The organism is Lentzea waywayandensis, from assembly GCF_900115955.1.
Taxonomy (GTDB): Bacteria; Actinomycetota; Actinomycetes; order Mycobacteriales; family Pseudonocardiaceae; genus Lentzea; species Lentzea waywayandensis.
Window position 1 is genome coordinate 455,687 of sequence record NZ_FOYL01000001.1, and the last position, 20,569, is coordinate 476,255.

20 protein-coding genes are annotated in these 20,569 nt (G+C 70.2%); 9 read left to right on the forward strand and 11 right to left on the reverse strand.

All coding sequences use genetic code 11. The features are described 5' to 3' along the window. The first annotated feature begins 60 nt into the window (after nucleotides 1-60). A complete protein-coding gene (locus BM417_RS02060) occupies nucleotides 61-858 on the forward strand; it encodes a hypothetical protein (protein WP_093588002.1) in 798 nt (265 codons plus the stop codon). 2 nt (nucleotides 859-860) lie between these two features. Here BM417_RS02060 and BM417_RS02065 read toward each other — a convergent pair whose 3' ends face one another. Further along, on the reverse strand, nucleotides 861-1,772 hold the full coding sequence (locus tag BM417_RS02065) for a catechol 2,3-dioxygenase (RefSeq protein ID WP_093588003.1): 912 nt from the start codon (nucleotides 1,770-1,772) through the stop codon (nucleotides 861-863). Between the two features lie 2 nt (nucleotides 1,773-1,774). Next, nucleotides 1,775-2,113 (reverse strand): 2Fe-2S iron-sulfur cluster-binding protein, encoded by a 339-nt coding sequence (locus BM417_RS02070; RefSeq protein WP_177320234.1) that lies wholly within the window; start codon nucleotides 2,111-2,113, stop codon nucleotides 1,775-1,777. 132 nt (nucleotides 2,114-2,245) lie between these two features. Between BM417_RS02070 and BM417_RS02075 the strand changes: the two genes are divergently transcribed. Beyond that, nucleotides 2,246-3,091: an alpha/beta fold hydrolase gene (locus BM417_RS02075; RefSeq protein WP_093588005.1), complete on the forward strand. Its 846-nt coding sequence runs from the start codon at nucleotides 2,246-2,248 to the stop codon at nucleotides 3,089-3,091. On the opposite strand, the gene BM417_RS02080 is transcribed toward BM417_RS02075, so the two are convergent. Beyond that, on the reverse strand, nucleotides 3,036-3,761 hold the full coding sequence (locus BM417_RS02080) for a FadR/GntR family transcriptional regulator (RefSeq protein WP_093588006.1): 726 nt from the start codon (nucleotides 3,759-3,761) through the stop codon (nucleotides 3,036-3,038). The two genes, BM417_RS02075 and BM417_RS02080, sit on opposite strands and share 56 nt — an antisense overlap. 148 nt (nucleotides 3,762-3,909) lie before the next feature. Between BM417_RS02080 and BM417_RS02085 the strand changes: the two genes are divergently transcribed. After that, nucleotides 3,910-5,712, forward strand: coding sequence for a vWA domain-containing protein (locus BM417_RS02085; protein WP_177320235.1), 1,803 nt, complete (start codon nucleotides 3,910-3,912; stop codon nucleotides 5,710-5,712). Next, nucleotides 5,709-7,034, forward strand: coding sequence for an extracellular solute-binding protein (locus tag BM417_RS02090; protein WP_093588008.1), 1,326 nt, complete (start codon nucleotides 5,709-5,711; stop codon nucleotides 7,032-7,034). Before BM417_RS02085 ends, BM417_RS02090 begins: the two co-directional genes overlap by 4 nt. On the opposite strand, the gene BM417_RS02095 is transcribed toward BM417_RS02090, so the two are convergent. From BM417_RS02095 to fabG, 5 genes are read right to left on the reverse strand one after another with little or no spacing between them, the layout of a single operon-like run. After that, nucleotides 7,035-7,769, reverse strand: coding sequence for an ABC transporter permease (locus BM417_RS02095; protein ID WP_093588009.1), 735 nt, complete (start codon nucleotides 7,767-7,769; stop codon nucleotides 7,035-7,037). It lies immediately after the preceding gene. Continuing rightward, the gene (locus tag BM417_RS02100) at nucleotides 7,766-8,488 is read right to left on the reverse strand and encodes an ABC transporter ATP-binding protein (RefSeq protein WP_093588010.1); all 723 of its coding nucleotides are present in this window, start codon (nucleotides 8,486-8,488) and stop codon (nucleotides 7,766-7,768) included. Before BM417_RS02100 ends, BM417_RS02095 begins: the two co-directional genes overlap by 4 nt. A gap of 34 nt (nucleotides 8,489-8,522) precedes the next feature. After that, nucleotides 8,523-9,548 (reverse strand): ferrochelatase, encoded by a 1,026-nt coding sequence (locus BM417_RS02105; protein ID WP_093588541.1) that lies wholly within the window; start codon nucleotides 9,546-9,548, stop codon nucleotides 8,523-8,525. A 52-nt stretch (nucleotides 9,549-9,600) separates the two neighbouring features. After that, nucleotides 9,601-10,368 carry an enoyl-ACP reductase FabI gene (fabI, locus tag BM417_RS02110; RefSeq protein ID WP_093588011.1) on the reverse strand — a complete coding sequence of 256 codons (768 nt, stop codon included), beginning with the start codon at nucleotides 10,366-10,368 and terminating at the stop codon, nucleotides 9,601-9,603. A 46-nt stretch (nucleotides 10,369-10,414) separates the two neighbouring features. Further along, a complete protein-coding gene (fabG, locus tag BM417_RS02115; RefSeq protein WP_093588012.1) occupies nucleotides 10,415-11,119 on the reverse strand; it encodes a beta-ketoacyl-ACP reductase in 705 nt (234 codons plus the stop codon). A 108-nt stretch (nucleotides 11,120-11,227) separates the two neighbouring features. On the opposite strand from fabG, the gene BM417_RS02120 reads away from it, so the two are divergent. Next, complete coding sequence (locus BM417_RS02120) at nucleotides 11,228-13,810, forward strand: FAD-binding and (Fe-S)-binding domain-containing protein (protein ID WP_093588013.1); 2,583 nt, start codon at nucleotides 11,228-11,230, stop codon at nucleotides 13,808-13,810. A 143-nt stretch (nucleotides 13,811-13,953) separates the two neighbouring features. Here the strand turns inward: BM417_RS02120 and BM417_RS02125 are convergent, their stop codons facing one another. Next, entirely contained in the window at nucleotides 13,954-15,246 is a 1,293-nt protein-coding gene (locus tag BM417_RS02125) for an MFS transporter (protein ID WP_093588542.1), read from the reverse strand. Between the two features lie 116 nt (nucleotides 15,247-15,362). Between BM417_RS02125 and BM417_RS02130 the strand changes: the two genes are divergently transcribed. Genes BM417_RS02130 through BM417_RS02145 form a run of 4 tightly spaced genes read left to right on the forward strand, consistent with a single transcriptional unit; the run spans nucleotide 15,363 to nucleotide 18,717 of the window. Next, nucleotides 15,363-16,022, forward strand: a complete 660-nt coding sequence (locus BM417_RS02130; protein WP_093588014.1) for a response regulator transcription factor — start codon at nucleotides 15,363-15,365, stop codon at nucleotides 16,020-16,022. Continuing rightward, nucleotides 16,023-17,327, forward strand: a complete 1,305-nt coding sequence (locus tag BM417_RS02135) for a sensor histidine kinase (RefSeq protein WP_093588015.1) — start codon at nucleotides 16,023-16,025, stop codon at nucleotides 17,325-17,327. After that, the gene (locus tag BM417_RS02140) at nucleotides 17,324-18,187 is read left to right on the forward strand and encodes a TAXI family TRAP transporter solute-binding subunit (protein ID WP_093588016.1); all 864 of its coding nucleotides are present in this window, start codon (nucleotides 17,324-17,326) and stop codon (nucleotides 18,185-18,187) included. Before BM417_RS02135 ends, BM417_RS02140 begins: the two co-directional genes overlap by 4 nt. Continuing rightward, on the forward strand, nucleotides 18,184-18,717 hold the full coding sequence (locus BM417_RS02145) for a dihydrofolate reductase family protein (RefSeq protein WP_093588017.1): 534 nt from the start codon (nucleotides 18,184-18,186) through the stop codon (nucleotides 18,715-18,717). The genes BM417_RS02140 and BM417_RS02145 overlap by 4 nt, the downstream gene beginning before the upstream one ends. On the opposite strand, the gene BM417_RS02150 is transcribed toward BM417_RS02145, so the two are convergent. Together BM417_RS02150 and BM417_RS02155 are read right to left on the reverse strand one after the other, a co-directional pair. Then, entirely contained in the window at nucleotides 18,714-19,679 is a 966-nt protein-coding gene (locus BM417_RS02150; RefSeq protein ID WP_093588018.1) for a VWA domain-containing protein, read from the reverse strand. The two genes, BM417_RS02145 and BM417_RS02150, sit on opposite strands and share 4 nt — an antisense overlap. Further along, nucleotides 19,676-20,557 carry a DUF58 domain-containing protein gene (locus tag BM417_RS02155; RefSeq protein WP_177320290.1) on the reverse strand — a complete coding sequence of 294 codons (882 nt, stop codon included), beginning with the start codon at nucleotides 20,555-20,557 and terminating at the stop codon, nucleotides 19,676-19,678. The genes BM417_RS02150 and BM417_RS02155 overlap by 4 nt, the downstream gene beginning before the upstream one ends. Between the last annotated feature and the right edge of the window lie 12 nt (nucleotides 20,558-20,569).

Consider the following 20,569-nt stretch of genomic DNA (forward strand, 5'->3'; position numbering starts at 1 on the left):
TCGTCTCGGATCGGGCACACCGGGTGGGGCTCTTGGGGCTGGGCCACGTAATCTCGTCGGGTGTCCTGTGCAAGTGCCACGCTGGTCGTGTGGACGTCGGGATGGCTGCACGGTCTAGCCGCCGCCGACGACGTCCTCGACGCCCTGCACATGTGGGCCGAGCAGCACGAGGTGGTGGCCGACGACGACGGCACCGCCACGGCGCTCGACCTCCCCGGTCCCGACGAGGCCCCCGTGGGGCCCGCTCTGCTGCTGGCCGCTCTGCGGCGCGCGGGCGCGACCTCCGCCCGGCTGGTGCTGCCAGTGCCGGGCGACGTACGAGGTCTGGGCGGCAAGGGCCCGCTCTCGACGTGCGCGCTGCGGTCCGGCGAGGCCCTCGTGGTGCCGTCCGTGCACATCGGGCTCGTGCCGAAGATCGTGGCGGACGGTGTGATGCGCTGGACGGTGTTCGACCTGCCGTCGTCCAACGGCCTGGAGCACATCCCGATCGGCGAGGCCGAGCACGGCCTGGGCGCGGCGCTGCGCGAGGCGACGGCGGCCCTGGCGTCGCTCGACGTGGCCAAGCACCGCCCGAACGTCCGCAAGGAGATCACCGACCTGGCGGCCGAGAACTCGGCGCTGCCGTGGCCGGACGCGATGCCGCCCCGTTCGCTGCGGGTGCTGCAACGGGCCGCCGAAGTGGCCGCGATCGTGTCCGTGGCGAGCTCCGACTCCCCCGGCGGCGCGATGTCGGCGTCGGCGATGACCGCGCGCACCGAGGCGCTGCGGCCGGTGTCGGAGGCCGTGCGACGCGCACGGTGCGCGGCGGTCGACGAGGCCGTGCGCGTGCTGGCGGACAGCGGTGCCGGCCGGCACTGACGTCAGGTGACGACCTGGAGGAACTCCTGGTCGATCTCGCGGTGGGTGTAGTTGATGCCGCGCGCGGCCTGGTCCATCGTCCAAGTGATGGGGCGGAAGTCCGGGCCGGTGCGGTACCCGCCGGAGAAGACCTCGTTGCGGTTGCCGGACGGGTCGAAGAAGTAGATGGTGCCGCCGCGGGTGATGCCGTGGCGGGCGGGCCCGAAGTCGATCGGCACGTCGTCCATCGACATGACGTCGCCCGCCCGCAGCAACGCGCTCCAGTCGTCGATCTCGTAGGCGAAGTGGTGGAGCTTTCCGTTGGCGCCCTTGACGAACGCGATGTCGTGCGGCTGGTCGCCGCAGGACATCCACGACCCGACGAGGTCGGAGTCCTCGTGGCTCGCGACCAGCCGCTCGGACGGGCGGAAGGCCAGCACGTCGGAGAAGAACCGCTCCAGCAGGGCCGGGTCCTCGGTGGTGATCAGGGCGTGGTTGATCCGGGGCACGCCGATGCCGCGCAGGTCGCGGGGCCACGGGTCGGGGTTGAGCTTGCCGACCCTCGTGCCCAGGTAGTCCACGTCGGAGTAGAGCTCCAGCACGTGTTCGGACGGCAGCGTGACGCGCAGGCCGTCGCCGACGCCGACGTTGTCCCCCTTGGACATCCGCTCGCAGGTGGCGCCGAACGACCGCGCCTTCGACTCGATCGCGTCCAGCGCGCCGTCCGCGGTGACCTTGTAGCCGAACTTGACCAGCCCGACCCCGCCTTCCTCGAGCACGACGGAGTGGTGGTCGTCCTCGTCCCACGACTTGAGGTAGACCCTGCCGTCCTCCTCGTGGACGGCGTCCATGCCCAGCGTCTCCTGGTAGTGCTGCCGGGCCTGGGCCAGATCGGTGACACGGACGTGCACGTAGCCGAGTCTGATGACCGCCATGGTCACAGTCCTTCCTGCGGACGGGGATCGGGAGAGGGAGTGCTGGCCAGCACCGCGCGGAGCGGGTGCGGGCCGATGTCGAGCACCACGTCGGTGACGGGGACGGCGCGGCAGGGCAGGCACTGTCCGGCCGCCTGCTCCGCCGGGGTGAGCACGGATTCGGCCACCGGCAGCGGATAGCGGATCCGCCCGGAGAGCAGCCGGGCGCGACATGCTCCGCAGCCACCACGCCGGCACCGGTACGGGCTGCGCCAGCCGTGGCGGCGCAGCGCGTCGACCACCGACTCACCCGCCCGCGCCCTCACCTGGACGTCCTGGGGAACCACCGTGACGACGAGCATGACCGGCCTTCCGGCAAAGTTTCGAAAACTTCCGCAATGTTTCCAGCTCGTCAGCAGCATAGGCGCACTTTGGGCGTTAGTTCAAGTTTGAACGAGCTAGATTGTTCCTGAAAGTTATGCAACTATCCGGCCATGCGTGAGACCAACGAGGAGATCGGCCGGAGCGTCGACGTCTGCGGCGTCGCGACGAACTACCACGACCTCGGCGACGGGCCGCCCGTGCTGCTGATCCACGGCTCCGGTCCCGGCGTCTCGGCCTGGGCGAACTGGCGAACGGTGCTGCCCCGGCTGTCCGAACGGCACCGGGTCCTCGCGCCGGACGTCGTCGGCTTCGGCTACACGGCAAGGCCGGCGCACCTCGCCTACAGCCCGCAGGTGTGGCTCGACCACCTGATCGGGTTCCTGGACGCGCTGGACGTGCCGAAGGTGTCGGTGGTGGGCAACAGCTTCGGCGGCGCGCTCGCGCTGCGCCTGGCGGACGCGGCTCCCGGACGGGTCGACCGGCTGGTGCTGATGGGCAGCGTCGGCGTGCCCTTCGAGCTCACTCCCGGACTCGACGCCGTGTGGGGGTTCGAGCCGTCACTGGAGGCGATGCGCGATCTCCTGCGGGTGTTCACCTTCGACGGTTCCGCCGTGAGCGACGACCTCGCCCGGCTGCGCCTCGACGCGGCCACCCGTCCCGGCGTGCACGAGGCGTTCGCGAGCATGTTCCCCGAGCCCCGGCAGCGCGGTGTCGAAACGCTCGCGCTGCCCGACGACGTCATCGCGGCACTGCCGCACGAGGCGTTGATCGTGCACGGACGCGACGACCGCGTGATCCCGATGGCCACCTCGCTGCGCCTGCTCGAGCTGATCGACAGGGCTCAGCTGCACGTGTTCGCGCGCTGCGGGCACTGGGTCCAGATCGAACAGGCGGAGCGGTTCACCGCGCTGCTGGAGGACTTCCTGGCCGACCGGGTGAGCGCGACGGCTCGGTGAGGCGGACGAGGTCCGTGCGGTGGTCGGTGATCGCGGCAGCGAGCAGCTCGCGGTCACCCGAGGTGATCGCCTTGATCAGCCGTGCGTGCACCTCGATGTTGTGGTCCAGCGCCTCGCCCGGGTCGGCCACCGCGAACTCGGCCCGCACCAGCGCGCCCCGCAGCAGCGTGACGATCGACTCGTACATGGCCGCCAGCACCGGAACGCGGGCGGCGCGGGCGATCACGGCGTGCAGCCTCATGTTGGCCTCGAGGTAGAGCCGCGGGTCGTCGCGCCGGTCGCGCAGTTCCTCCAGCGCCCAGCCCAGGTCGCGGGCGTCCTCCGGGGTCGCCCGCTCGGCCGCCACCTCCGCGAAACCGTCCTCCAGCAGGGAACGCGCCTCGAACAGGTCGACGGCGTCCACCAGCAGCCCGCGGAACCACAGGTCGATCACGCCCAGCCTGACCTGGGGCGGCGGCTGGGCGATGAACACTCCACCCTGGACACCGGGCTTCACGACGACGACACCGCGCTCCCGCAGGATGCGCAGCGCCTCGTTCATGGCGTTGGCGCTGACGCCGTACCGCTCGATCAGCTCCGTGCGCAACGCGTAGCGCGCGCCGGAGTCCAGCCGCTGCTCGAGGATCTCCTTCTCCAGCTCGGCGGCGATCCGGTCGGGAACGGACGTCATGACCGGCAGTTTTCCACAGTTCCGCGCCGGCCCCGGACAACCACTGATCCAAACGAGTGGTTCTCCCCCGGCCACCGCCTCGGAGCCCCCAACTGCCCCAGAACTGTCGGTGCGCCCACATATGGTGCCAAATGGGGAGGAACGCCGGATGGAGGACGTCGACCAGCGCCGGTCGAGCACAGCGCCCAGGTACGCGGGCGCCCTCATGCTGGCCGCGGTAGCCGGGCACCTGCTGTCCGAGACGGCCACCGGGGCGCTCTCGACCTGGCAGTCGTGGGTGCTCTACGGCATCGGCGCCACGCTCCTCGTGCTGTCCGCGTCCGCGATCGACCGGCTGAACCAGTTGGTCAAACGCATCCGGCTGCGCTGGGTGGTGTTCACGGCCGTGCTGGTGGTCGCGGCGGGACTGATCGCGCTCGCGGCACCGCCGGTGATCGCGTACGGCAGGGTGCTGCTGCTCGGCTGTCCACAACCGACCGAGGTGCGGGTCCTGACGTCGCAGGACGCGTTGCCCGCGATCGGCGAGGTGGCGCGGAAGTTCGAACAGCACACGGCGGCGGAGAACCACGGCTGCCGCACGGCGCGGCTCTACGTGTTCTCGGCGCCGGGCAACCGGGGTGCGATCGCGCTGCGGTCCTCGTGGTCGTCGCCGGAACTGCGGGAGATCGGGCCGCACCCGGACGTGTGGCTGCCGGACTCGACCACGGAGACGAACGAGGTGGTGCGCCGCACGGGCGGCATCGGGTCGGCGGTGCGCATCACGCCGGGCGACTCGGTCGCGTTCTCGCCCGTCGTGCTCGCGGTGCCCACGCCGATCGCGCAGGACGTCGTCTCCGGCTCCCCCGAGACGTGGGGCGAGCTGATGACCAAGGTCGGCAAGAACGAGATCGCGATCGGCAGGCCGAACCCGCTGATGGCGATCGACGGCAGGCTCGCCACGGTGGCGTTGTACGAGACCCTCACCCCGGCCGTCGTCGAGCGCCGGGTCACGGAGACCGACAAGCCGCGGCCGAACGCCGCGATGATCACGACCGAACAGGTCCTGTTGCGGCACAACAGGACCAGCTGCGCGCAGAAGCCGTGCCTGACCGCGCTGTACCCGTCGGACACCTACCGCGCCGACTACCCGCTGAACCTCGTCGAGTGGGACGCGCCGGACGTGTCGAACTTCGCCGCCCGCGCGCCGGCGAAGGCGTTCCAGGCGTGGCTCGGCACGCAGGAGGGCATGACGGCGCTCAACGCCGCCGGGCTGCGTCCGGCACGGCAGGCCGCGGGGGCCGAGTTCCGCGAGGAGTTCGGGGTGCGGGCCGGTCTGGCGCTCGACCGCGCCGAGGCCGCACCCGGCGAGGAGGCGCAGACCGCGTTCCTCAAGAAGTACGAGGAGGCCAAGAGGGACGGCCGGGTCTGGCTCACGCTCGACGCGTCCGGGTCGATGGTCGAGCCGACGGCCACCGGCGAGAAGCGGTTCGACGTGGCGGTCGAGGGCGTCCGCAAGGCGCTCACGCAGATGGGCGCCGAGGACACCTACGGCCTGTCGGTGTTCAGCGACAACGAGGTCCGGCCGCTCATCCCCCTCGGCAGGCGCGACAAGGAGGCCGCCACCGCCGCGCTGAACACCGTGCGGCCTTCCGGTGGCACGCCGCTGCACCAGGCGATCGTCGACAGCCTCGACCGGGTCGGCGCGAACGACGCGGACCACGTCAGTGCGGTGATCGCGTTGACCGACGGCGAGGACACGACGAGCCCGCAGACCCGGCAGGACGTGGTGAACGCGGTGCGGCAGAAGGGGATCCGGGTGTTCGTGATCGCTGTCGGCGAGGCCAGCTGTGCGGCCCACGCGCTGACCGCGATCACGGACGCGTCCGGCGGTGAGTGCCGTGACTCGACCACGGACACGCTCGGCGACGACCTGGCGGCGTTGTTCCGCCGGGTGTGGGGAGGTGCCGGATGAGATGGGCGCGACGCACGTGGGCGGCCCTGCCGAGGCTGGGCCCGCCGGGCGTGGTGTGGGCGAACCGGTCCTGGCTCGCGATGGGCGTGGCCGTCGGCATCGTGCTGACGATCCTGTTCACCAGCGGGATCCAGCCGCTCTTCCGCGAGTCGGCCGAGTGGGAGAAGGGCAAGCTCGTCGTGCTCAGCGGCCGCGACCAGAGCGACGGCGGCCAGCGGCGCGCGTTGATCAACCAGTGGAACGCCGAGCACCCCGAACAGCCCGCGGAGATCATCGAGCTGCCGGCGGAGGCGGACGGCCAGCGCAGCGAGATGGTCGCGCGAGCCAGGGAGAAGGCCGACAACGCCGACGTCTTCAACCTCGACGTCACCTGGACCGCCGAGTTCGCCCAGTCCGGCTACCTGCGTCCATTGTCCTCTGTGGACACCAGCGGGTTCCTGCGCCGTCCGCTGGAGAGCTGCCGCTACCAGGGCGTGCTGTGGGCGTTGCCGTTCAACACGGACGCGGGCCTGCTCTTCTACCGCAAGGACCTCGTCCAGGACGAACCTCTCGGCCTCGACGACATCGCCGACACCTCGACCCGCGCGCTGCGGGCCGCGCAGGACGCCCGCCTCACCGCCGGCTACGCGGGCCAGCTCCTCGACTACGAGGGCCTCACCGTGAACGCACTGGAGCTGATCTGGGCCGAGAAGGGCGACGTCGTCGACGAGAGCGGCAAGGTCGTGATCGACTCCGACCGCACCCGCCGCGCCCTGCGCTGGCTCGCCGACGGCCTCAAGGGCGAGAAACCCGTGGTGCTGCCCGAATCCCGCACGCAGAACGAACAGCTGACCACCCAGGCGTTCCGCGACGGCAAGGTCGCCTTCATGCGCAACTGGCCCGTGGCCCACCGCACCCTGCAGGGCAACCGCGGCGAGTCCGCGGGCCGCCCCGCCATCGACTTCGAGGTGGCACAGCTGCCCGGCCCGAGCGTCCTGGGCGGCCAGAACCTCGCGATCTCCGCGAAGTCCACGAAACCCCGCGCCGCCCAGGCCCTCATCGAGTTCCTCACAGGCCCGCGCAGCCAGCAGCTCCTGTTCGAACGGGGAGGCCTCGCCGCCACCCGCGGCATCGTCTACCAGGACAGCCGCGTCGCCACCGAACACCCTTACGCGCGCACGCTCCTGAAGGCGATCGAGGACGCGCGATTACGACCGGTCACCCCGTACTACTCGCGCTTCAGCGACGAGTTCCGCAGCATCGTCCGCTACGCCCTCGACCACGACGGCGCCTTACCCGGCAACGCCGAGGAGTCGCTGACCGCGGCTCTTCAGGGCCGGTGATCAGGGCGTGCGCCTGCGCAACGTCACCGCGCCCAGCACCAGCGCCAGGAGTCCGCACGCCGCCACGATCGCGAGGTTGCGCACCAGTTCACCCGTGATGTCGGACGACTTGGTCACGGCCGTGAGCGCGTCAACGGCGTACGACAGCGGCATGACGTTCGACAGCCACTCCAGCACGGGCGTCATGGCCTCTCGTGGCGCGAACAGCCCGCACAACAACACCTGTGGCATCACGAACAACGGCATGAACTGCACGGCCTGGAACTCGGTGCGCGCGAAGGCACTCGCGAACAGACCCAGTGCCGTACCCAGCAGCGCGTCCAGCCCGGCGATGACCACGAGCAGCCACACCGAGCCGCCGATCTCCAGGCCGAGCCACGTCAGTGAGATGCCGACCGCGACCAGCACCTGGACCAGCGCCACGATCCCGAACGCCAGCGCGTAGCCGAACAACAGGTCCAGCTTGCCCATAGGCATCGTCATCAACCGTTCCAGCGTGGCCGTGGTGCGCTCGCGCAGGGTCGTGATCGACGTGACGATGAACATGATCGCGAACGGGAAGACCGCCAGCAGGGCCGGTGCGGCGCGGCTGAAGGCCTGGTCGGAGTTGAAGACGAACCGCAGCAGGATCAGCAGCAGCGACGGCATGAGCACCATCAGCGCGACGGTGCGGCGGTCGTGGCGGAACTGGGTGAGGATCCGCGCGGTCGTGGCCAGCAGGATCGAGGTGTTCACGCCGCCTCCTTCGCCCGGACCAGCGAGAGGAACGCCTGCTCCAGGTCGCTCGTGCCGGTCTCCGACAGCAACGCGGCCGGGGTGTCGTCGGCCAGCAGCACGCCGTCGCGCATCAGCAGCAGCCGTTCACAGCGTGCGGCTTCGTCCATGACGTGGCTGGAGATGAGCAGTGTGACGCCGCGATCAGCGAGTTCCCGGAACAACGTCCACAGCTCGTCGCGCAGCAACGGGTCGAGGCCGACAGTCGGCTCGTCGAGGACGAGGAGTTCTGGCTTGCCGAGCAACGCGACCGCGAGGCTCGTCCGCGACAGTTCACCGCCGGACAACGACGACACGAGTTGCGACTCGTGGCCGCCGAGCCCGACCTCGTCGATCACCCGCCGCACGTCGGACCGGGGAGCCCGCAGCACCGCGCAGAAGTAGCGGAGGTTCTCGGCCACGCTGAGGTCGGCGTAGACGGCGGGGTTCTGGGTCGCGTACCCGATCCGGTTCCGCAGCCCGGGACTGCCGGCGGGGACGCCGAGCACCGTCACCTCGCCGGACTCGACGATCTGCACGCCGACGACCGAGCGCATCAGCGTGGTCTTGCCGCAGCCGGACGGGCCGAGCAACCCGGTGACACTGCCCCGCGGGATCGTGCAGCTCACGTCCCGCAGGACCAGACGCTTGCCCCGGCTCACCCGGAGCCCGGTGACCTCAACGGCCGCGGAACTGGTCATGTGACCAATTCTGCGCCCGTTGAAAAATCGCTGTCTAGGTTCGGGCGGGCCTCTTGGCCGGTTCGCAACACAACGGCGCACACGGCGCGCCGTTCACCGTGCAGCCCGCCACCACGAACGACGACAGCTTCCGCACCGGAGCGTCGGAGATGTGTTCGGCGACCAGCTCGACCACGAGCTCGGAGAAGCGCGGGTCCGAGTTCGGAGTGGCGGCGCGGGCGAACTCCATGCCCAGCTCGGCGGCACGGTCGCGGGCCTCGGTGTCGAGGTCCCACACGACCTCCAGGTGGTCGGACACGAACCCGATCGGGCACACGACGACCCCGGTGACACCCTTGGCGTGCAGGGCGTCGATGTGGTCTACGACGTCCGGCTCCAGCCACGGGATCTGCGGCGGGCCCGAACGCGACTGCCAGACGACGTCGTACTCGGTGACGCCCAGTTCCGCGGCCACGAGCCGGGAGGCCTCGACGATCTGGCGCGAGTAGCGGTAGCCGCCTTCCGCAGGCGGTCCGGCGGCCTTGTCCGCGGACACCGGCACCGAGTGCGCGGTGAAGACCAGCCGGTACTGGCCGTTCAGGGATGCGGCGGCGGCACGGATGCCGTCCGCGAACGCGGCGATGAACAGCGGGTGGTCGAAGAACTGGCGCAGCTTCACGAGTTCGGGGCCGTCCGGCACGGCCTGGAGCGCGCGCACGATGTCCTCGTCGTACTGGCGGCACGCGGAGTAGCCGCCGTACGCGCTCGTGGGGAACACCAGGGCACGCTTGACGCCGTCGGCCTTCATCCGCGCGACGACGTCCTCGACCATCGGGTGCCAGTTGCGGTTGCCGAAGTAGATCGGCAGTTCGAAACCGGTGGCCCGCACGGCCTCGATGGCCTCGAGGTTCAGGCGGTTGATCGGCGACACGCCGCCGAAGTGCTGGTAGTGGGCCTCGACCTCGTCCAGCCGCTCCGGCGGCACGCCACGTCCGCGAACCACGTTCTCCAGGAAGGGACGGACGTCCTCAGGACCTTCCGGTCCACCGAAAGACAGCCAGAGCAGCGCGTCGAAACTCACCACTCCATCCAATCAGACGCCCGATCGCCTCACATGACGAACAGATGTGACGTCAGAGACCGAGGAAGTGCACGCCGCCGTCGACGAAGACCATCGAACCGGTGGTGGCCGGGAACCAGTCGGACAGCAGGCCGCAGACGGACTTCGCGACCGGCGTGGGGTCGTCGACGTCCCAGCTCAGCGGAGCCTTCTCGCCCCACATCTTCTCCAGTTCGCCGAAGCCGGGGATGGACTTCGCGGCCATGGTGCGCACCGGGCCGGCGGAGATCAGGTTCACGCGGATGCCGTCCGGGCCGAGGTCGCGCGCCATGTAGCGGTTGATCGACTCGAACGCCGCCTTCGCCGCACCCATCCAGTTGTAGGCGGGCCACGCCTGGCGTGCGTCGAAGTCGAGGCCGACGACCGACGCGCCGTGCGACAGCAACGGGCGGGTGGCCTGCACGAGCGCCTTGTACGAGTACGCCGAGACGTGCATCGCGACGGAGACGTCCTCCCACGGCGCGTCCATGAACGGCGCGCCGAGGCAGCTCTGCGGGGCGAAGCCGATGGCGTGCACGACACCGTCGAGGCCGTCGACGTGCTCACGCACGCGGTCGGCGAGCGTGTCGAGGTGCTCCTGGTTCTGCACGTCGAGCTCGACGACCGGCGCGGGCTTGGGCAGGCGCTGGGCGATGCGCGTCACGAGGCTCATCCGGCCGAACCCGGTCAGCACGACCTCGGCACCCTGCTCCTGGGCGACGCGTGCGACGTGGAAGGCGATCGACGCGTCGGTGATGACACCGGTGATCAGCAGTCGCTTGCCTTCGAGCAGTCCGGTCACTTGATCCAACCCTTTCGCAGTACGGGACAGCAGTCGTGGAGAAAGCTCAGTGGCCCATGCCGAGGCCGCCGTCGACCGGCAGCACGGCACCGTTGATGTAACCAGCCTCGTTCGCCGCGAGGAACGTGACGGCGCGCGCGATCTCGTCGGCCGCGCCGTAACGGCCGGCCGGGATCTGCTTGAGCGCTGCCTCGCGGACGGCCTCGGGCAGTTCCGCGGTCATGTCCGTGGTGATGAAGCCGGGCGCGATGACGTTCGCGGTGATGTTGCGCGAACCGAGCTCCAGCGCGATCGACCGCGCCATGCCGACCATGCCGGCCTTGGAGGCGGCGTAGTTGACCTGGCCGGGGCCGCCGGTCAGGCCCACGACCGACGAGATGAAGACGATGCGGCCGAACTTCTTGCGCAGCATGCCGCGGGAGGCGCGCTGGGCGAAGCGGAACGCACCGGTCAGGTTCGCGTCGATGACCTGGGTGAACTGCTCCTCGCTCATGCGCAGCAGCAGCGTGTCCTGCGTGATGCCCGCGTTGCAGACGAGCACCTCGACGGGACCGTGCGCGGCTTCGACCTCGGTGAACGCGGCGTCGATCTCTTCCGAGTTCGTCACGTCGCACTTCACGCCGAGCAGGCCTTCGGGAGCGCCGGACCCGCGGTGCGTCACCGCGACCTTGTCGCCCTGCGCCGCGAACGCCTGCGCGATGGCGAGGCCGATGCCGCGGTTGCCTCCGGTGACCAGAACGGACCGACTCACTAGCTCTCCTGAGAATCGCTGCTGGTTGACCGGGTGAGGTTATCGGCTACCGGTAGGTAGATCGGCATCGGCGGAGGCATGTCACACCAAGGCGGGCATGATCAGGTGATGCGGGCCTTTCTCGATCAGCTCCGACGCGATGTGGACGGCGACGTGCTCGACGACCCGGCCAGCCGGGCGCTGTACTCGGCGGACGCGTCGAACTACCGGCACGTACCCCGCGTGGTCGTCCGTCCGCGCACGACGGACGCGGTGGTCGCGGCCGTCGCGCTGGCGGCGGAGCACCGGGTGCCGATCACGAGCCGCGGCGCGGGAACGTCCATCGCGGGCAACGCGTGCGGCACCGGCCTGGTGATCGACTTCAGCCGGTACCTGAACGCGTTCGAGATCTCCGGGGACCGCGCGTTCGCCCAGCCGGGTGCCGTGCTCGACAAGATCAACGCGCAGGCCGGCGACTACCTCTTCGGCCCGGACCCGTCAACGCACTCCCGCTGCACGATCGGCGGGATGATCGGCAACAACGCGTGCGGCGCGCACTCGGTGAAGTGGGGCAAGACCAGTGAGAACGTCACGAACCTCCACGTCCTGACCGCCGACGGCCGCACGTTCGACACGACGAACCCTCCCCCGCTCGCCCTGCCCGCCCACGACCCGGCGTGGTTCCCACGGCTGAGCCGCCGGGTCAGCGGGTACGCGCTGGACGCCCCGACGCTGACGCGGCAGCTGGTCGGCACCGAGGGCACGTGCGTGGTGCTGCTGGGCGCGGAACTGAAGCTCGTGCGCAGGCCGGAGCGCCGCGTCCTGGTCGTGCTGGGCTTCGCGGACACCTACGAGGCCGCCGACCAGGTCACCCAGATCGAGAACGCGCTCGCGATCGAGGGCCTGAACGAGGCGCTGGTGCACGGCGTCCGCACCCGTCCCGACCTGCCGGAGGGCCGCAGCTGGCTGTTCGTCGAGGTCGAGGACGACCCTGAACGCGTCGCCGCGATCACCGGGAACTCGATGATCATCCACGACCCCGCGCACCAGCGGGCGCTGTGGCGGATCCGCGAGGACGGCGCCGGCCTCGCCACGCGCATGGCCGACGGCAGCGAGGCCTGGTCCGGCTGGGAGGACGCGGCGGTCCCACCGGAGCGCCTCGGCACCTACCTGCGCGAGTTCGACCAGCTGCTGACCGGGTACGGCCGCCGCGGCGTCACCTACGGCCACTACGGCGAGGGGTGCATCCACGTCCGCATCGACTTCGACCTCGCGCACGGCTACCGCGAGTTCCTTCAGGACGCCGCCGACCTGGTCGTCAGCCACGGCGGCAGCCTGTCGGGCGAGCACGGCGACGGCCAGGCGCGCTCCGAGCTGCTCAGCCGCATGTACCCGCCGGCGGCGATCAAGGCGTTCCGCGAGTTCAAGCACGCCTTCGACCCGCAGAACCTGCTCAACCCCGGCCGGATCGTGGAGCCGCTGAAGCTCGACGACGACCTGCGGATCCTGGTGGCACCACCGAAGATCCCCACCCGCGCGGAGTTCGCGAGCGACACGCGGAGGTGCGTCGGCGTCGGCAAGTGCCTGAACACCCAGGGCGGCGTGATGTGCCCGAGCTATCGCGTCACCAAAGAAGAGAAGCACTCCACGCGAGGCCGCGCGCACCTGCTGTTCGAGATGCTCAACGGCGACGTGGTCAAGGGCGGCTGGAGGTCGCCCGAGGTCGCGGAGGCCCTGGACCTCTGCCTGGGGTGCAAGGGCTGCAAACGCGACTGCCCGGTCGACGTCGACATGGCGAGCTACAAGGCCGAGTTCCTGCACGAGCACTACAAGAGGCGGATCCGGCCGCGTGCGCACTACGCCATGGGCTGGCTGCCGACGTGGCTGAAGTACGGGCTGGTCAACAGGTTCACCGCGAAGTTCGGCAGGTTCGCCGGGATCACCCCGGAACGCGAGCTGCCGACGCAGACCACCCGCCTCGTCCGCCAGCTGCACCCGATCGGCACGGGCGATCCGGTGTTGCTGTTCCCCGACACGTTCACGAACTTCTTCGAGCCGGGCATCGGTCTCGACGCCGCGAACGTGCTGGCGCACCTGGGAAACCGTGTCGAAGTGCCGTCCGCGAACGTCTGCTGTGGACTGACGTGGCACTCGACGGGCCAGCTGTCCAAGGCCCGCCGGGTGATCGAACGCACCGCGCGGGCGCTGCACCCGTGGACGAGCCAGGGCGTTCCGGTGATCGGCCTGGAGCCGAGCTGCACCGCGTTCCTGAGGAGCGAGGCCCCGAAGCTGTCCCAGGAACCGGCCGTCCAGGCGCTGGCGCGGGCCACCCGCACGTTCGCCGAGCACGTCGCGCCGAAGCTGCCCGCACTCGAGGGCACCCGCGAGGCCGTCGTGCAGACCCACTGCCACCAGTACGCGGAGCTCGGGTTCGATCCGGACCGCGAGGCGATGGCCAGGGCGGGCCTGAAGCCGAAGATCGTCGAGGGCTGCTGCGGGCTGGCCGGCGACTTCGGTTTCGAGAAGGGCCACTACGACGTCTCGATCGCGTGCGCCGAACAGGACCTGCTGCCGGCGTTGCGGGCCAACGAGGACGCGCTGGTGATCGCGGACGGCTTCAGCTGCCGCACGCAGATCCGCCACACCACCGAACGCGAGCCGGTCCACCTGGCCAGCGCGCTCGCGGCCCGCCTGGGTGTGATTCACCGCTGACCAACCGCGCCCCGCCATCGTCGCTCGACGGCCATCGCGTCGGTCGACAGCCGCTACGGGGAGAACGCCTTCACCGACCTGCTAGCGCGGAAGGCAGGAGGGCGGTCGCCGCAAGACCGCCCTCCTGCGGGAGATGCCGGCCTTCAGTCGCGGTCCAGCACCGAGTCCTTCGAGGTCTCGCGCATGAACCCGTAGACCAGCAACGAGATCAGCACACAGCCGGCGATGTAGTAGAAGAACACCGACTCCATGCCGGCCTGTTTGAACCACAGCGCCACGTACTCGGCCGTGCCGCCGAAGATCGCCACGGTCAGCGCGTACGGCAGGCCCACGCCCAGCGCGCGGATGTTCGTCGGGAACAGCTCGGCCTTCACGATCGCGTTGATCGACGTGTAGCCGGTGACGATCACCAGGCCGCCGAGCATCAGCAGGAACGCGGGCAGCGCCTCGGATGTGCGCGCCAGCGTCGACAGCAGCGGCACGGTGGCGAGCGTGCCCAGCACACCGAACCCGAGCAGCAGCGGACGCCGCCCGATCCGGTCGGACAGCGCGCCCGCGACCGGTTGCAGCACCACGAACACCAGCAGCGCGGCGAAGTTGATCCAGCTGACCGTCGCGGCGTCGATCTTGCTCGTGTTCACCATGAACTTCTGCAGGTAGGTCGTGAACGTGTAGAACGCGACCGTGCCGCCCAAGGTCAGGCCCACGACGAGCAGACATTCCTTGGGGTGCTTGAGCAACGCCCGGAACGTGCCCTTCTGGTCGGGGCTGTCCTTCTGCTTCTCGAAGTTCGCCGACTCGTCCATGCCGCGGCGCAGCCACATCACGATGATCGCCCCGGTCGCGCCGATGACGAACGCGATCCGCCAGCCCCACTCCATCATCTCGGTCCTGGAGAGGAACTGCTGCAACACGATCTGCACGCCCAGTGCCACGAGCTGACCGGCCGTCAGCGTCACGTACTGGAAGCTGGAGTAGAAACCACGCCGCGCCGGAGAGGCCACTTCGGACAGATAGGTCGCCGAGGTCGCGTACTCACCGCCGACAGACAGGCCCTGCAACAACCGCGCGAGCACCAGCATCACCGGCGCGGCGACACCGATCGACGCGTACGACGGCGTCAAAGCGATGATCAGCGACCCCAGTGCCATCAGCGTGACCGACAACGTCAGAGCGGCACGACGGCCGGCGCGGTCGGCGTAACGGCCGAGCAGCCAGCCGCCCAGCGGGCGCATGAGGAAGCCGACGGCGAACACGGCGGCGGTGTTGAGCAGCTGCGCGGTCTGGTCGCCCTTGGGGAAGAACGCGGCCGCGAAGTAGATGCTGAACGCGGTGTAGGCGTACCAGTCGTACCACTCGATCAAGTTCCCGACTGACCCGCGCAGCACGTTCGCCACCACACGGCGCTCGCTGCTCTTCTCCTGAACGACTGTCATGCCCGACACCATCTCGGCGGCCTCGCACCCGTCACAACCTGGGCCGAGGCTTCTTTACAGTCACTTAGGCGCGTCGCCACACGCACGAAACGACCTTCTGGGGCGATACTGCTCCCATGCGGGTGCTGTTGGTCGAAGACGACGACGGTGTCGCCGACGCCCTGGTGGAAGCGCTGCGGGCGAACGGCCACCGGCCTTCCCGCGTGCGCCGGGGTGCCGACGCGCTGATCGCCCACCGCGACGCGGACGTCGTGCTGCTCGACCTCGGACTGCCCGACCAGGACGGCCTGGAGGTGCTGCGCAAGCTCCGCAAGATCGACCCGGTGCCGGTGCTCGTGCTGACTGCTCGCGGTGACGAGCGCACGGTGGTGCGGGGGCTCCGGCTCGGCGCGGACGACTACCTGGTCAAGCCGGTGCGGCTGGCCGAGTTGCTGGCGCGCATCGACGCGGTGGCGCGGCGCAGCGCGGCCCGGTCGCAGGAGCCGGAGGACGTCGTGCGGGTGTCCGATGTGGAGATCGACCTGCAGAGCCGTCAGGTCGTGGTCGGCGGGCGGGAGATCTCGTTGACCACCAAGGAGTTCGACGTGCTGGCGGTGCTCGCGCGACGACCGGGAACGGCGGTGAGCCGGCAGCAGCTGATGGACGAGGTGTGGGGCAACGCGTTCGTCGCGGTCTCGCGCACGCTCGACGTGCACCTCACGCAGTTGCGCGCCAAGCTCGACCGGCCGGGGCTGCTGCACACGATCCGCGGTTTCGGCTACCGGCTCGGTGAATAGATGCGGCAACGGCTTCTGTTGGTGCTGCTGCTGTTCTCGCTCTCGGCCGTGACGGCGTTCGCCTTCCCGTTGCTGATGAGCACGGCCTCGGAACGCACCCAGCAGTTCGTGATCAGCCGCACCGCCGACCTGGACCGCTTCGCCACGCTGCCCGTCGACGTCGTGGTGTCCGAGGCGGAGCGCTACGCCGAGGTCTACGGCGAGGAGATCGTGGTCGTCGACGCGGCCGGCACACCCGTCGTGGAGTCGGGCATGACGGCCGGGGACGTGTCCGCGCAGATCGACGCGGCCCTGCGCAACCAGCCCGCCGCGCCCGTGCCGACCGTGCTGCCGTGGAGCGGCGGCGACGTCCTGTTCGCCCGGCCGGTCGGCATCGGCACGAAGGTCGCGGGCGCCGTGGTGCTGCGGGCGTCGACCCGCGTGGCCGCCCTGGACGTGGCGCGGCGGTGGGCGATCGTGCTGGCCGGGGCGTTGCTGGCGGCGTGCGCGTGCGTGCTGCTGGCGTTCGTCGTCTCCCGCTGGCTGATTCGGCCTCTCAAGGAACTGGACCGGGGCGTGCGGGCGGTCGCGGAGGGCCAGCGACGCACACACGTCGCCGACACCGCCGGACCGGCAGAGCTGCGGGCGTTGTCGGAGTCGTTCAACCGCATGTCCGACGCCGTCGCCGAGGCCGCCGACCAGCAACGACGGCTGATCGCCGACGCCTCGCACCAGCTGCGCAACCCCATGGCGGCACTGCGGTTGCGCGTCGACATGCTGCCCTCCAACGGGTCGCTGCTGACCGAGGTCGAACGCCTGGAGTCGTTGCTGGACGGGCTCCTGGCGCTGGCCTCCGCCGAGAGCACCGCCACCGAACGCGCGGCGGGCGGCGTCGAACCCGAACTCGCCGACCTCCAGGTCGTGGCCCACGACCGGGTCGACGCGTGGCGCGCCGCGGCCCAGTCCGAAGGCGTCACGATCACCGTGGACGACCGCGCGCCCGGACTGGTGCGGTGCGCGGTGTCGGACCTCGCGCAGGTGCTGGACGTGGTGCTGGACAACGCCATCAAGTACGGCGGAACGGAAGTCACCGTGGTGTGCGACCGCGCCACGCTCACCGTGCGGGACAACGGACCCGGCTTGTCCAAAAAGGACATCAAGCACGCCACCGAACGGTTCTGGCGCGGCGACGACACCCGGCGCGGAACGGGCCTGGGCCTCGCCATCGCGGAACGCATCGTCACCGCGCACGACGGCAAGCTGAAGCTGCACAGCGACAACGGCCTGGTCGTGACGGTGGAACTGCCGAAGGAGCCGCTGCTGTGAGGCGCCGGACGTTCCTGCTGGGCGCCCTCGCCCTCACCGCCTGCGGTTCCTCGGAGCCGGAGGGCACCATCAGGATCGCGGGCGGCGAGCCCGGCGGTTTCTACAACGACTTCGCGGCGCTGATCTCGCGCCTCTCCCCCGCCCCGCTGACGATCACGCCGATCCAGACCGGCGGCAGCGCCGACAACCTCAAGCACCTCCGCGAAGGCACCGCCGACATCGGGCTGTCCCTGAGCGACAGCGCCCATATGGAGCCCGGCCTCGTCGCACTGGGCCGTGTCTACGAGAACTACTTACAACTCGTGGTCCTGAAGTCCTCGCCGTACACGACAGCCACCGACCTGATCGGCAGGCCCGTGTCGCTGGGCGCGGACGGATCCGGTGCCGCCCTGCAGGGCAGCAGACTCGCGCTGGGCGTGCAGGAAGCGCACTACCCGCTGCGCAACGCCGTCGACGCCCTCAAAGCGGGCGAGATCGCCGCCCTGCTGTGGTCCGGCGGCGTCCCGACCCCGGAGCTCGACAAGGCCAGCGGGATCAGGCTGCTGCCGCTGGACGGCTTCCTGCCGAGGCTGCGCCAGGACTACGGCAAGGTCTACGAACGCGTGGACGTCCGCATGGGCGTCTACGGCTCCCCGGTCGACGTTCCCACGATCGGCACGCCGAACCTGCTGGTGTGCCGGCCGGACCTCAGTGCCGAGTACGCGAGCGCCGTCGTGCGGCTGCTCGTGGGCAGGGCCGCCGAACTGGTGCCGGAACAGGCGCTCGGCACGCAGTACCTCGACGTGCGCAGTCTGATCGACACAGGCAAAGTGCCCCTGCATCCAGGCGCGGCAGCGGAATACCGGAGGCTCCACGGATGATCATCACGATGGCGTCGGTCTCGCTGGACGGGTTCATGGAGGGACCCGGTCACGACATCAGCTGGCACGTTGTCGACGACGAGATGCACGAGCACTTCAACGCCGGGCTCGCGCGGATGAGCAGGTTCATCGACGGCCGCCGCAACCACGAGACGATGCTCGACGCGTGGCCGCACACCGACGAGCATCCCGAGTGGCCACAGCCGATGCACGACTTCGGCCGGATCTGGCGGGACATGCCCAAGATCGTCTACTCGCGGACGCTGGAGACCACCGAGTGGAACACCACGGTCAGGCGCGAGGTCGTTCCCGACGAGATCAGGGCGTTGCCCGGCGACAGCATGGTCGGCGGCGCACAGCTGGTGGGGTCGTTCTTCGAGCACGACCTGATCGACGAGGTCCGGCTCTACCTCAACCCGATCGCGATCGGTGCGGGCACACCGTTCTTCAAGAAGCCGATCGCCCTGGCGCTCAAGAGCACCAGGGCGTTCGGGACAGGTGTGGTCGAGCTGATCTACGGCAGGCGCTAGGGAAGTCTCTGCCCCAGCAGCAACGCCGCCGCAGCAGCGAACATCGCCGTCATCGTGCCGAGCAACAGCCACGGCTTCGAAGCGTCGGCCTGCTTCTTCTCGTAGCCGATCTGCTCGCCGAGCGTGTCGTAGACCCGGCGCAGCTCCTCGGCGGACGCGGCCTTGAAGAACTCGCCGCCGGAGAGCTTCGCGATCTCCTTCATCGAGTCGTCGTCGACCGGCACCGACTGCTGCCGGCCCTCGATGTCGACCACGCCGTCCTCGGTGCCGAACGAGATCGTGGAGATCGGGACGCCCGCCTTCTTCGCCTCCTCGGCGACGTCGAACGCCTTGCGGGTACCGACGGTCTCCTTGCCGTCCGTCATCAGCACGATGCGGGCGGGGGGTGGCCCCTCGGCGCCACCGACGACCTTGCCGAACGAGTCGATCGACGCGAGCGCCGCCGCCAGCCCGTCACCGGTGGCGGTCGACTGGGCGAGCTTCAGCCCGTCGATCGACTGCGACACCGCGGAACGGTCAGTGGTCGGCGCCACCAGCACGGTGGCCGACCCGGCGAAGGAGATCAGCCCCAGGTTGATGCCTGGCGTGAGGCCTTCGGTGAACGACTTCGCGGCCACCTGCGCGGCCTCGAGGCGGGACGGCTTGACGTCCGTCGCCTTCATCGACAGCGACACGTCGACCACCAGCATCACGGTCGCCCGGTTGCGCGGGACCCGCTGCTCGGACGTCGGACCGGCCAGCGCGACCGTCAGCAGCGCCAGCGCGGCCAGCAGGAACGCCGCCGGAACGTGCCGCGACCAGCGTTCCCGCCTGGGCGCGACCTTCTCCAGCAGCTCCAGGTTCGTGAACCGCAGCACCCGCTTGCGCCGGACCCGTTGCGCCACCACGTATCCGGCGCAGAGCAGCCCCACCGCGAGCAGCAGCAGGAACCACCACGGGGCGACGAAGTTCGAGAAGCTCATGCGACACCCCCAGACCAGCGGCGCTTGCGCGCCACCACGAAACGAACCGTGTCCGCGATCCAGTCCGAGTCGGTCCGCAGCACCAGGTGCCCGGCGCCCGCGCGGCGCAGACCCGCCGCCACCTCGCCCCGGTGTTCCGCGGCCGCGGCGCCGAACTCCTTGCGCAGCAAGGCGGACGCGGTCACCTCGCGCTGCCGGCCGCTCTCCGGGTCGGACAGCACCACGGTGCCGACGTCGGGCAGGTCGACGTCACGCGGGTCGACGACCTCGATGGCCACGATGTCGTGGCGCGCGGACAGGGCGCGCAACGGCCTTTGCCACTCCATGCCGCCGAGGAAGTCGGAGACCACGACGATCAGGCCGCGCCGGCGCGGCGGGCGGCGCAGTTGTTCCAGCAACTCCGCCAGGTCTCCGCGCGTGCCCTCGGGCGCGCGGTCGATCTCGGCGATCTTGCGGATCATGCCGCGCGCGTGCGCCAGGCCGCCGCGGGCCGGGATCCGGACGTTCTCGGCGCCCGTCGAGACGGCGGCGCCGATCCGGTTGCCGCCGCCGCGCGTCAGGTGCGCGACCGCGGCGGTCGCGGCGATGACCAGGTCACGCTTCTCGCAGGCCGCGGTGCCGAAGTCGAGCGACGGCGACAGGTCGATCGCCATCCACGTCTCCAGCTCGCGGTCCGCGACCGTCTCCCGGATGTGCGGGATCGTCGTGCGGGCCGTGACCGCCCAGTCCATCCGGCGCACGTCGTCACCGGGCTGGTAGGTGCGCGCCTCACCCGGTTCGGTGCCCGGCCCCGGCACGAGGCCGAGGTGGTTGCCCTGGAGCAGACCGTCGAGACGGCGCCGGACGTCGAGCTCCAGCATGCGCAGCGCGGCTTCCATCCGGACGCCGCG